Genomic DNA, 13,262 nt, shown 5'->3' on the forward strand with positions numbered 1-13,262 from the left:
TTCCCCATTTGAAAAATGAATAGAGGCCGGACCGTCGATGCCGCAGATGAGCCCCGAACATGCAAATCCGCCGGCTTTTGCCCGAGCCGCTCAGAGCGGTAAGCCCAGCCACGGGCTGATTCTCGCCCAAGCCAGTTCGCAGATTCTCTTAGTGCGGGCTTCAACCAGGTCCAGGTTCCACCCCTGGCTCCCGACCACGCCAACAATGGGCTCGATGTGATGGGCGTAAGAGGAATTCTTCAACAGGTCGATTGTGTGCGGTTGCAATTCGACGCCGCTAACCTCAGCCTCTTTCATAAGCGCGGCCAACTTGTCCGGATCTTTCTCCGCGAGATGGCGGTAGTAGATCGATTTCACGCGCCACTCGTGTTTGCCAAGGGAACTATTGATTTCAACTGGCAAGAGCGTCAAGTTTCCAACCGCTTGAAATCGATCGCTCTCGTATAGCCGCGGGTCCCACTCGCCATCGCCTTTCACAGGCGCGATGTGCTCGATGGTTTTGAAGTTGGGGGAGCTCCAGGCGGTCGGCTCGACAAGCGTGCGAGTGCCTTCAGCGCCGATTTTCATCAAGCCAGGAGCCTCAGGATCTGGAATGGCGTCGTGTGCGCTGAGTAAAAGCGCGAATTTGCACATGGGCTTCGCCGAGTCGTATCGCAGATACAATCCGGCCTGCTTCAGCCACGTTTCCTTCACGGCCAGGTCGCCGAGCGCGGCGACAAAAAACTCTCGGAGCTTGCCGATGTCAAGGGCATCGAAGCCGTTGGCTGCGGACATGGCCGGCACTTCGATCTTGGGCTCCCCCAGACGCAAAAGCTTGCGGTAGACGTCGTCGAGACCAGAATTCGACTTCGCGGCTCGCCATAGGAAGTAGAAGGCGCTGACGGCCTTGCACGCGTCGGCGAAATCCGTGGCCGCGTCAACCGTCTTGAGTCGCAGGAGCCGTCCGTAGAAGCGACTTAATATCGAGTGCGCCATCCGGTGGCCGGAGTCCCGAACAAACAAGACGCTAAATCCGGAAGCCTCCTTGTGCTGGGCCCCCACGCTTTCCAGGCCTGCGATCGCCAACTGGTTGTTGGGTTCGAAGCCGATGACGCATTCCCAGTAGGTGGCCAGATCGCCCATTTGCCTCACAAGCTCTTCGCGCCCCTCCGGACCCGCGGTCGATCTGAGCTGGTCGTTCAAATAGCGCCGTTGGAGGCTGAACTGCCCCGACAGCGAATGACCGTTGCGAGTCAGCGCAAACGTGCTCAAAAACTCGTCCGTCAGCTTGTTCTTCTTGGCGGATGGACCCGTCTCGCCAACTAGCTTGTCAACCTTGCTGAAATATTTGTTCGATTCGGTGTCTTTAAACACCTTGCCTTCCTGCGCGAGGTGGTTGACGACAAGCGGCTTGAAGGTCTCGATGGCCGTCAACGGGGTTCCGGACGCGTTGAGCGACTGGAACATGTCGAACGCCCATTCCTCGGAAACCGGCTTTATGACCGTGAAGCAGCAACGCTCAGCGAAATAGTGGATGAAGGCCAGCAGCTGGATGAGCGTCGAAACAGCCCTCGATTTGGCGTCGAACGCCTCAGTCGGCTCCGGCACGAATTCGTGAAACTCTTTGCGGGAATATGACCACAAGGACTCCTCCGGAACGGTGCCGAGGATTTGCTTCGCCCGCGGGTAGTCGTTGGAATCGTCCGCGACAGTCTGCTCCACGCGGTTGAGCCACTTCTGCATCTCCGCGACGTTGCGAGCGACTCTCTTGTCCAGGGGCGCCGCGACCGAGGAGATCGCGTTGTTGGCAACCGCCCGAATGGTGGCCGCCAGATAGCTCGTGACGCCGGAGCGATAGTTGTCGGCGTCTGCGCCGTCGAAGGTCCATCCGTCGATGGAACCGCGGACGATGATGGGCTTCCGACTTGGCGTTCCGCGCTTGATGTCGACCGAGAAGACCTCGAGCAGCAGATCGCGTTTCGAGTCGACCTCGGTCCGAAGCGAATCGAACACCGTGTCGGCAGGCAGTTTCGCCCGAATGACCATGAGCCGCTGCAAAAGCACGCAAGCGAGCAATGCGATCGTGGAGATACGCTGCTGGCCATCGATTACATTGTCTATGCGTGGCGGCAGAGCGCGATCGTCGCGGGGCTGGATGTTCTGGTGCGGATTCGATTCCTGAAAGAGGATGACGGTGCCCATGAAATGGATCGCCCGATCTCTCGTCTCGCTGCCGTCCTCGACCAGGGATTTGACGCCGTTGAAGATGTCCTCCATCAGCTGCTCGACGTTGCCCGCCTCCCAGCTGTATTCCCGCTGATACAGGGGGATGTAGTAGGCGACACCAGGCTGCTGGAAGAAGCCTGAGATGGGCTCGCTGATGGGTGCGAACGCCTTCGAAATATCAATCATTCATCTCTCCCAATTGGATGTTGAGCCGATCCCAAAAGCCGGAACTCTGTCTCGACCCGGCAGTCCTACATGACGCCGGCGCAGTCGGAAACGATGGCTTCGATCGCCAACTCGATGTCCTGGTCGGATAAAAACGGGGCCTGCGCGAACACCAGACCTTGCTCTCCATTGAGTTTCGCTGCGAGATGCCCCTTTCCGAGAAGCAACTCAGCTCCCGGACGATCAAGTGCGATCTTGGAAGTCGCCTCGCTTGCCACCTTCAAGATCAGCCGATTCCCAAGGTTTTCGCGCAGTTGCATCGGCATGACATCCTTGTCCGGGCGCTGCGCCGCGAAGATAAGGTGGATGCCGGCGGCTCGCGCCTTGACACCAAGCCGCTGCACCGCGGCGCTGACTGCACCCTTGTAGCCATCGTCGAGCATCCAGTCCGCGAACTCGTCGTGCACCAGGAACATTATTGGCAGCTTGTCCGCCTCCGACGCCTTCGCGTTGAACGTCATCAGATCGCGAGCCCTGGCCGCCGCGAATGTGCGATACCGAGACTCCATTTCCTCCACGAGCTCCTTGAGGATTTCGATCGCCCGCTCGCGCGTGGTGACGATCGGTTCGCGCATGTGCGGAAGATCTTCCAAGGCCGAGTAGTCGACGCCCATCTTGGGATCGATCAGGACGATTTGCGCAAGCGATTTCGGATTGGTCGCCGCGATGTCCAGGAGGATGGCCTGGATCAGCACCGACTTCCCGCTGCCAGTCGCTCCGGCCACCAGCGAATGCGGCTCGTGGGACGCGAGCCCACCGAACTCGCCGCCAAGGTTGAGGTAAAGCAGCGAACCACTGATCTCTTGGAGGCCAAGCACGAACGACGTGTTGATGCCGGCGACGTTCCGGTTCAGGCTTCGGCGCGCCCAAAGATCCCACAGCGAAACCGACTGCCTCTTCGAGCCCGCGATCGTCACGACGATCTCGCCCGGCTTGGGTTGCACCGTCACCAAGCTGATGGCATGCGTCGTGAGCAACTGAACGCGCTTCGATTCGATGTCCTCGACCCGAAGCCGGTCGGAGCCCGCCAGCCTGACCAGACAGCCATTGGGCGTCAAACGGGTGCCCAGCACGGCCGCCTGCAGTCCGTAGCTGTTGAGCGCGGCTTTGAGCTTCTTCGTCGTGTCTTCGGCCCAAGCTTCCCGCTCGTCCACTGCGTCTGTCGTCGAAGAAGTCTTCGACGCGATCAGCGCGGCCAATGCGCCATGGCCGTCCGAGCTCGATGCGCCAGCGCCGGAGCCAGCGGGCAATGATCCCGAGCTGACTGCAACGCTCTGGGGAGCCGGCGACGCCGCGGCCTCTTCCAGCATCGAGTTTTCAGGCGCTGTCGTTGGCGCCGACGGCGACTCCACGACGATGGGCGTTTCCGCCACCGCCTCGCCGGGCGCCGCTAACTGCTCCATCATCGCCGTCCAGGCCACGCGAGCGGCCGGCGGCAGCGAATTGACGGTCAACCAGGGCTCGTGCCCGCCAAGCTTCGCGCGCACTGGCGTCGGGTCGGCCTTGCGCGCGTACGCTTCCACCAACTCCCGGAGCTCGGGCCTGTCGAAGACCTCCTGCCAGGCTTGGACGCCGTCCGTCTCGTCCAACAGAACCTGCTCCGACGCTGAAAGGCTCGCAGCGGGATCCGGCGAATGCACGAAGACCTGCGAATAGCCGCGCAGCGAAATGGCCGCTTCGCCGTCGCGCAGCTTGGCTCTCGCGCGCTCGAGCAATCCCGAACGTCCGGGCGGAATGTCGGCGTCGATCAGAAGATCCGCTAGTCGCGCGAGCCAGACGTCGCGATCGAGCCTGCCAGGCGCGCCGAATAGCGCGGCGCGGAACGTGGACAACGTAGCCATGAGCTGAGCCTTCGACGAGCGGCGAGCGTCGGCCGCGGCGATCCCAGCGACATATTTGGACTCGACAACCGCGATGTGCAGCCGCACGCCAGAATCGCCCTCTTCCACGCACAGGCCGAGGATGTCGGCGATCCGGTTTTCCTTCTGGGCGAGCCAGTCGGCGTAGTCATCGAGAAGGAAGAAGACGCTGAACGACTGCCCGCCGGCGCCGCAAATCGACCTGAACTCGCGTTCGATCAGATAGCGGCTCATCACGAGCCCCAGCATTTCGCCCGCGGAGACTCCGCGCTTGGCTGCGCGTAAGACGATGTCCCCCGAAATGGAAAGAGCGTCCTTCTTGACTCTCCCAGCCACTTCCTCGAACAGGTCGGCATCGAACGGCAGGCCGAGCTCTCCGAGCCTGCGACGCGCCAGGACGCCCAACAGCCGCAGCTCGGAAGTCGAGCTCACGATCATGTTCCGGCCATTCGTGGAGGCGCGGCGGTAGCGCACCACCGTCACCCCGTTGGCTTGCAGTTGGCGCTTGTCCAGCAGCTCGTCGTAGGTCGCGACCCATTCGGCCAACGCGTGCGCGTCGTCCATCGTCGCCTTCAACGCCGAGTTCTGCAGCGAGATGCGACGCGCGGGCAGGAAGATCGCCCCCGCCGGCGCGTCGATTTGGCGCGCGACCGAGGCGACCGCCGCAACATAGGCCCACCCGGTCGCGGTTTGCCGCGGGCAAGTCAGGAACGTCGTGGATTTGAGCTCGTCCTCGCCCGAGACGCTGCGATACGACCACCGCGACGGCGCGTGGTCGAGACTGGGCCTGTCGTTGGTCCAATCGACGGGGAGCCACTCCACCGCCGCTGTCCGCGAGACGACGTCGTGCAGGAAGGCGATATCGAACGCGCGAAAACCGTCGTCGCCCTGCCGCGGCGTCGAAGACGACGGCGCGACGGCGATGCGGAGCTTCGATATGAAGCTCGCCGATGTCTCGCCGACGACCGACAGGTCGGGGTCGTCGCCGCCCTTCGTCACGAGCTCGGCGTAGACGCGGCGAAGCTTCGCCGGATCGCCATGGCGCACGGAGACGTCGCAGCGGAAGTCCGAATCGGTCTGCATGCTTCCAAGCTCGCGCACTACGGCCAACGGAAGCTCCGCGGCGTCGGCGTTGTAGAGCAGGACGCTCAGGTTGCTGGCCTCGTGCGGTTGAAGCCCCACGTAGCGCTCAAGCAGCTCTCGCACCTGCTTGGAGGCAGCGCCCGGCTCGACGTCGGTCAGCGCATCGTCTTCAGCGCGCGTCGGGCGCTCGAAGAGGCTGTATCCGTTGACGGTGCTGCTTTCGGAGACGAGCACAGGCGCTCCGCCGCGCGTCAGCGCCGCGATCTCCGGGTAGAACGGATGCGCCATCTCCTCGGCGAACTCGCGGAAGAAGATGCCGCGGTCGCCGAACAGTACGTCCTCGCCGCCGAGGATGTGCGTCACGAGTCCCGCGACCCTGCGGGTCTTGACCGCCAGCGCCTTCATGCGCTCGGGGTGCCACGGCGGAACGATCAACGTCGCCTGGTCGCCGAGGACGCGTACCGTCCCGATCGAGAGCACCTCGGAGACGAGACGCGAGCGGCAGACGTCTCCGCGGGCATGGATGGCGAGCGATCGCAGCAACGCGGCATAGGAGTCCGCCTGGCGCATCACCGCCTCGCCGTGCAGGCCGGTCTCGACGAAATCCGTCAGCGCTTGGGCGTAGTCCGCCTCGAAGGCGTCCCAAGCCGCGCGGATCTCCACGCGCTGCTCCGCCGAGAGGCGGCCCTCCTCGGCCAAATCGTCGATGCGCCGCTTGATGTCGGCTCGCATGCTCCTGAGTTTGCCAGGCGGAGGGACGAGCGAGCCTGCGTCGCGAGAGAACGTCGCTTCGAGCGTCCCCGTGTCCAGCAGCGACACGCTCTGCACGCCGCCCTTCTTGCTCACGACCCGCCGCGGCACTTCCGTGCAGCCGACGGCGCCCTTCTCGCGCAACCGCTCCATGTCGTCGACCAGTGCGAGGCCGATCGACTCCGGCCGGTATTGCCAAAGGAGCTGGGTCTTGTCGACGACCGTCTCCCTGTCGCCGACCGTCTCGACGAGCGACACCTCGAACTTGATCTGCACCGCGCCGCGGGCCAGCGACGTCACCGCCTTGACCTTGTCACCGCGCAGCTTCTTCTCAGCCGCGAAGAACGCCGGGAACTTGAAAAGCGGATCGGGCAAGTTGGCGTTGCCCATGCGCTCGACGCGCCACTGGACCTTCGCCCCCATCAGCTCCTTGAGGCCGCGGTGTATCGCCGAGAAATACGCGCCCACGTCGCCGTTGAAGCGCTCGCGCCACTCGGTGCGCCCCTTCGAGACCGTGAAACGCAGGAAGCGCTCGCCCGAGGCGGGCCCGGCGCTGACGACAAGCCTCTGCGCGACGCTGGCGAAGCCCTCGAAGAAGTCGTTGCACTCGATCGGCTTGCCGAAGACCACCTTCTCCCAGCGGCCATGCAGCTTGGGATCGGGCTCGATATAGCGGCGATGGATCTCGAAGAAGTTCTCGTCGTCCTCATTCCATTCCGAGCGGCGCTCGCGCGGGCGCAGCTCCTCCAAGTGCTTGCGCCACTGCGCATCGAGCACCTCGGGATCGTCGCAATCGTGGTCGAAGAACGCGAGCGTCCGTTCGGCCAATCCTTGCTGGCGCTCGCGCGCCTTCTCGAAGATGAAGTGGACGCCGTCCTGCTCCCATTCGAGCAGGGCGACTTCCGCGGCCAAGCCATCCGCTCCCGGCGCCGCGTTGACGAACGCCTCCAAGGTCGCCCGCGCTCCATCCGGAATCGACGCCGCGTTATCCTCCAGCCGCTGCCGCATGTCCTCGGCGTCCAGCGGCTGGCCGTTGGGGCGAAGCCTCGCGAGAAGCGGGGCGCGGTTGGCGAACAGCTTCTCGAAGGACTTGCGCCACGGCCCCATCGCGGTGGCGTAGCTCTTGGAATTCGAGAAGAACGACGTGTCGCGGGGAAGCGCCACGCACGGAAGCGCCCAACCGACGGCATCGCGCACCGCCAAGCCGCGCGTGGATATCCCTTCGGCGACCTTCGAGCAGAAGTCGCCAAGCTGCACAAGCGACAAGTCAGACGCCGAGATCAGCCCCTTGATCGCCGCGCGCAGCACGAGCCGATCTTCCGCGACCGGCGAGAGCTGGCCCACATGGCAGGTCGCCTCGACCCACGCGCCGTCGTTCGCGCGGAACTCCGTCGCGCCGATCGCCGTCACGTGCCCGAGCGTGTCGGCCAGGTTGTGCTCGTTGCCGTTGGCGGTGAGCAGCGCTTCCCTGTCCGTGCCCGCATTGCGCACCGCGCCCGCGTTCTCCGTCGTCAGCGCCGAGTCGGGAAGGCCCTCGCCCGCCACCAGTCCGGCCGGGATGCGCAGATCGATGCGTGCCGACAGGTCGGGGCTCGCGACGACTTCGCGCACGACCGCCGCGATTTGGGCCGGAGCGAGCTTGTCGAGCCTGAACAGCGCCGCGGAGTCCGCGAGCTTGCCGTCCCGCTGCCTGGCGTCGTCGAGCCTGCGCGCGAGGATGTCCGCGCCGACCCGCCCGATGATTCGATCCGTCAACATCATTCTTCCCCATCGAACCCGAACGGGTTCTCCACGAACGAGCACGAGTCGGAGAGCCGGCGCACGAGCCCCAGCCCGACAAGCCGCGCCTCGAGGTTCCCGCGGTTCTCGCTGAGCGCCTCCTGGTCAACCTTCTTTTGGCTGACGAGCCTCTTGCCCTCGGCGTCGCCGATCACCAGCCCATAGCGGCGCTGCGCCTCGGCGAGGAAGTCGTCGAACTGCATGCGGTCGTCGACGATCGCGACGACCAAGGTCTTCAACAGGCGATCGTTCGGGGCGTAGCGCGTGCGCCTTGCCAATCGTCGCGAGCTCAGGCCGATCGCGCGCGACCAGGTCGAGTGGATCTTCGCGACGTGCTGGCCGTGGCGGGACTCGGCCATCTCGACGAGCTTCTTGACCAGCTCGTCGCCCGACGTCATCGAGTAGTCCGGCTCGTCCTTGCCGCCCTGAGTGGGCCATTGGAAGTTGGCGCGCATCAGCTTGCCGCACTCGACCTCGGGGAACTCCGAAGCCAAGGCCGCTCGCCATTCCGGCGTCAGCTTGATCGCCTCGACGGCGGCCCGCACCGCGCGCAAGGACAGCGATTGGTTGTGCTGGTAGGAGTCGCCGGACAGCGCCCGAACCTTGGTGCGCACGCGAACGATCTCGCAAACCAGCTCCACCGGCTCCGCGTCGCCGGCTTGCGCCTTCGAGCACTCGAGGAAATACAGCAGCATGTTCAAGCCTGCCGTCGCGATCAGGTGCTCCAAGGCGTCGTAGATCGGCATGTCCCGCGAGAGGATGGCGATCCAGTCCTCGCAAAGCCGGTCGAATCGCGGATGGAATGCGTGCGGAAGGTAGCCGACGTCGCGCGCGTCCGAGGCGAGCTGCGGCTCGCCTTGCAGCGCCTTGACGAGCCTGTTCATCGGAGCCGTCCGATCGAAGAGGCGCTCGACGAGCGTCTTGCCCAGCTCGGGGCCCCGCTTGGCCCGGCACAGCATGAGATAGAGCAGCTCGCCGGTGCGCGCGAAGAATCGCCGATCATTCGACGCACCATGCGAATCGATCCGCAGATCCTCGTAGAGCGCGTCGGGGCCGAACGGGAATACGAACTTCGAGCTCCACCGCTTGTTGCTGCGGGCCTCGAAGGCCGACGAGCGCAAGAGCTCGATGGCCTTCGCGAAGTCGTCGAAGCTCGCGAAGACTTGCCGCAGATAGGCCATGTCCTCGTCGCCCTGCCTGGTGGCGTCTTGGGCGAAATGCTCCGCCCACACCCGCCACTTGTCCTCGTCGCCGATGGATCGCTCGCGCACCGACTCGACATACGGGTTGTTGAACAGCAGGCCGCGCAGACGGATCTGCCTCTGCGGCTTGTAGCGCACGCGATCGGCGGCGCCGGCCACGAGCGGGCTGTCGGCGTTGGCGCCGAGCACGCCGAGGAACTCGAGGACGGTCAGATGCGGAAGCTGCTCGTCGTAGAGCCGATGGCCCCAGATGTGCTCGTCGACCGCGAAGTCGACCGATTCGATGACTGGCCTCATGCTCCGATCCTGACGGTGACGGGCCGGGAGAATCCGTGGCCGCTCTGCTCGATCTCGATGAAGTTGAGGGTGAGCGCGCCCTCGTCGGCGCCCGGCTCCTCGTCCTCGTCTGGGGATCGCCGCCTGCGGATCAGCTCCGCCTTGCGCAGCATCTTGGCCTTGAACGCCAACATGTCCTCCAAACACTCGTTGGAGAAGCTTCCGGGAAGCGATCCCTCGGACACTCGGCACAAGAACTCGAAGCGCACCGGGGAGAGCTCGAAGGTGACGGAGTTTCCGGGGCCCGCCGCCAACGAGACGTCGAGCAGCGCCCGCCCCGTCTGGGCATCGAGCTTGATGAGCATGCCGGTGCCCGTCCCCGGAGCGCGGCGCGCGGCAGCCTCCGTGTCGCATAGGACGCTCACGCGCGACTGCGTGAAGCCTCCCGAGCTGGCGACGAAGATCTTGTCGGTGTTGTCGATCAGCAGGCCCGTCATGACGCGGTTGAGCCCGCGCACCAGCCGGTTGCGGGTCGTCTCGTCGACGCGCGCGCGGGCGGCCAGGGCCGCGATCGTCGTCAGATATTCGCCCGCGAAGCGAAACGCAGTCAGGCTCCAAAACGGATACTCCGCCTCGCCGTCCGGCAGGGTGAAGAAGAGCCGGCGGCGCTGCGATTCGAGCCTCTTGAGGAAATCGTCGGCGCCGCCATCGACGCGCGCCGCCTCCTCCCCCTCGAGATACCGCTCTTGGGCCGAGAGATAGGGCGCGGTGGCGCCGTAGGCTCCATCGGACGCGACCAGGCGCTCGAACGCCGCCGAGAGCTTCGCGTCATCGCGGCCGTAGACTAACAAGCCGTCGGCGCCGTTGGTGGTCTCCTCGCCGATGCCGAACGACGCGATCGCGTGAAACACCGGCCTATCCATGGCTCGCCGGCGTGGAAGGTTGGCGCCGAAGACGTTATCGTAGAGGTTGCCGCGCTCCTCGGAGCCAGCGGCTTGGATGCCGGCGATGTCGGCGCACGCCATGAGGCCTTCCTTCGCGTCGCGATGCCCCAAGATCATGTTGGAGGTCAACGCCAGCAGGTCGCGCACGGGAAGATGCCAGCCATTGAGCTTGGCGACTTCGACGATGTCGCCCAAGCGTCGCGCGAAACGGCCGCCGTCGGCCTCGCTCAGAAGCCGCGACTTGTTCTCGTAGATCGGGCACGTCAGGCCATCGGCCTTGAGCGGGCACCGCTCGCAGTTTTCCCATTCCGGATGCCCGGCGACGGCTGCGAGGATCTCCTCGATCGACTCGCGATGAGTGGCTCGGCTGAGATCGAAAATCGCCAGCCGCTCCAACGGCTGCGCGCCGGAGAGAAAGGCATCCTGCACGGGCTTGCGCAGCGGATGCTGCCGACCTTGCCTCGAGCCAAGATCGCGCAGGCGTTCGAGAATCTGTCCATGGTTAGCGGCGACGACGACGAACGCCTCGCCTTCGTCGCCAAGGACTGAACTCTCGAGAAGCGCCAGCGCTTCGTCGCTTTGGTCGTCCGAGAGCTCGCTGAGATCCTTGACGAACAACGCGCGGCGCCCATCCGCGAGGCTCAGCGACTTGACCTTGGTGGAGGAGGCCCAATCCTTCGGAGCGCCTCCCAGCGAGAGCCAAAGGCTCCGGCAGTGATAGGTCTTCCCGTCGCCGGCCGTGCCCGCGACGAGGATGGAGCCCGGCGCCTTGGAAGCCACCCTGTCCTTCAACCGTTCGAGCATCGGGCTCGACAGCTCGATGGGCCGCACCTTGGCTCGGTCGAGCGCGCCCGTGACGTATTCGTCGAACAACGTCAGATTGTTCGGCGTCGGCCCGTATGAGCGCAGGAAGCGCACCCAGGCGCTCGATGGCGGAGCCATGGCGTCCAGGCTTGCCGGCGCGATCGATGTCATTAGGAGTCTCCCCAGTTTCTATTTTGTCTAGCCGTTCGCCTCAAAGGCGGTACGCCCCAAGCGCGCGAATCAGGACTGGCTGCCGAGTCACTAGAGGTGCAACGCAACGAGTGCGAGGGCGGACTTACCGAAAGCCTCGCCCTCAGCAAGTCTCGAACGCCCAAAGCATAAGGGCTGTCAGCGGATTGGGGCGGATGGCATTCACCACAAGCCAGCAAGCTGACCGCCCGGCGGCAAACAAAGCCCACAGCTCTCCGGCACGAATGCGAAGCGACATTCGGGAAGGTCCACATCAATTCGCGCGCCTTCAGCGCCAAGCCGACTTACGAACGCAGATGAGACAGGCGATTAATCGCAAAAGGTCGCCGGTTGCGGTCAAAAATTTGAGTGACTTGCATCATCTTCGAACTGCCTGTTCTCGCCGTCCGGAAGAGTTTCCCGGTCTCCGCCAAGTATCCCTTCGATCCATTTTGCCCGCCGCATGGGACTCATCCACAAAGTTAATGATTGACGCTCCCAGAGCACGATCAGACCGCCTGCCGGACAACTCCAATGCCCGCGCAATTTCGAGCCATGCGCTGATCGCCGTCTCACTGTGGGTCATCACCTTGGAATCACGATTCACGGCGGACCGGTTCGAGCGCAACCGCCCTTCTTCCTTCGCTTTGATCCGCCACAGCTCCTCATAGTTGCGCGCCTGCCCATGCGTCGCTTGCCTCGTGGCCTCAGCGTCAATCCCATGGCCTCGCAGCTTCTCCGCGAACGTCTCGCGCCAGCGATGCAAGTCTGCCTTGCGAGGATTCAGGCGCTTACCCTGCCTGGACTCGGCCCGTACGCTGATGTGCACGTGCGGATTGGCTTGGTGATCGTGCAGCACCATCACGTACTTGTGGTCCGCCAGCTCGTCCTGCGCAAACTCTCGCGCTGCGCGCTGGACCGTCAGCGGGTCCGTGCCGCGGGGCATCGACAGCATGATGTTGTAGGCTTCGCGCCGGTGACCAGGCTCGGCGTCATCGGGAATCAGGGAACCACCAAAGCGCCACTCGTCGGCCAGGTCCCGCAAGGTGTCCTTGCCCCGCATCGTCTCGCCGCGTTGGTCCTCGATCTCCAGCCGACCGTTCTTGCTGATGTAGCGGAAGTGCGCAGCGATGGCCCGCATGCCGCGCCCGCCGCCCGTCACCTTGACCATCACCTGTGGCGCACGCCGAACCACCGTCGCCTCGATGCGCTTGCGGATGGCGGCAGCCCGTGAACGCACCGCGTCACCGCCCAGCTTGGGTTGCGGCTTCACGTTGACCACCCGGTTGCCGGGATAGAACAGGCGGTCGCCCCAGGTGATCAGGACGCCGTCGATGTTGGGCGGCTGCGTCATGGCAAGTCCTTTCGTCATCGAGTGGAACGCGCTGAGGAAGCGGCGCCGCGGCTGCGTGGCTGCAGGTCGGCCAAGACGCGAGCGGCCAATGCGAGGTGGCGGCGCACGTCAGCGGCCAGCGTGTCCAGCATTTCTCGGTAAGGCCTGGCGGGTTCCACATTGGCCTGGCGCAGCAGCACCGTCAGGCGGTGGATGTTGCGGCTGAGGGTCGACAGTTCAGCGTTGGAAGCCATGAGGGTGCCAATGTGCTCGGCACGGCCGGCACCGGCCGACAGCACAGGCACCTCGGCGATGAGCCCCGCCAGGTAGGCCCCACGCGACAGACCCGCCACGCGCGCGCCGGCGGCGAGTTGTCGCGCTTCATCGGCCGTCATGCGAATCGACAGCTTGACGCTGGTGGCGTTTGAAGCGGCCTGGCTGGCCACTTGCATTTGCCGTGCATCGCACTCGACTGGCAGCCCGATTTCGCGTGCCACCGCGCGGCGCACCAGCACCGACACGCTCAGCCGGTCTGCCTGCGCACGCGCCACCAGCGCGGCCTTCAAGCCGCGCATGTCGACGGTGACGAGGTCGTAGGAAGTGGTGTTCATGG

The 13,262-nt window shown here is 64.6% G+C and carries 6 protein-coding genes; all 6 read right to left on the minus strand.

The features are described 5' to 3' along the window. Positions 1–90: 90 nt before the first annotated feature. The 6 genes from ACAH41_RS08615 to ACAH41_RS08640 all read right to left on the minus strand — a co-directional run bounded on the left by ACAH41_RS08615 (position 91) and on the right by ACAH41_RS08640 (position 13,260). Positions 91–2,391, minus strand: coding sequence for a DUF262 domain-containing protein (locus ACAH41_RS08615; RefSeq protein WP_325655967.1), 2,301 nt, complete (start codon positions 2,389–2,391; stop codon positions 91–93). A 65-nt stretch (positions 2,392–2,456) separates the two neighbouring features. Further along, positions 2,457–7,883, minus strand: a complete 5,427-nt coding sequence (locus ACAH41_RS08620) for an FtsK/SpoIIIE domain-containing protein (protein WP_325655969.1) — start codon at positions 7,881–7,883, stop codon at positions 2,457–2,459. After that, positions 7,880–9,400: a hypothetical protein gene (locus ACAH41_RS08625; RefSeq protein ID WP_325655971.1), complete on the minus strand. Its 1,521-nt coding sequence runs from the start codon at positions 9,398–9,400 to the stop codon at positions 7,880–7,882. The genes ACAH41_RS08620 and ACAH41_RS08625 overlap by 4 nt, the downstream gene beginning before the upstream one ends. Next, positions 9,397–11,298, minus strand: a complete 1,902-nt coding sequence (locus tag ACAH41_RS08630; RefSeq protein ID WP_325655973.1) for a hypothetical protein — start codon at positions 11,296–11,298, stop codon at positions 9,397–9,399. The genes ACAH41_RS08625 and ACAH41_RS08630 overlap by 4 nt, the downstream gene beginning before the upstream one ends. Positions 11,299–11,695: 397 nt before the next feature. Beyond that, on the minus strand, positions 11,696–12,670 hold the full coding sequence (locus ACAH41_RS08635) for a relaxase/mobilization nuclease domain-containing protein (protein WP_325655975.1): 975 nt from the start codon (positions 12,668–12,670) through the stop codon (positions 11,696–11,698). A gap of 14 nt (positions 12,671–12,684) precedes the next feature. Next, on the minus strand, positions 12,685–13,260 hold the full coding sequence (locus ACAH41_RS08640; protein ID WP_325655977.1) for a hypothetical protein: 576 nt from the start codon (positions 13,258–13,260) through the stop codon (positions 12,685–12,687). Positions 13,261–13,262: the final 2 nt, after the last annotated feature.

It is taken from the genome of Ideonella sp. (assembly GCF_041287625.1).
Lineage (GTDB): Bacteria > Pseudomonadota > Gammaproteobacteria > Burkholderiales > Burkholderiaceae_C > Ideonella.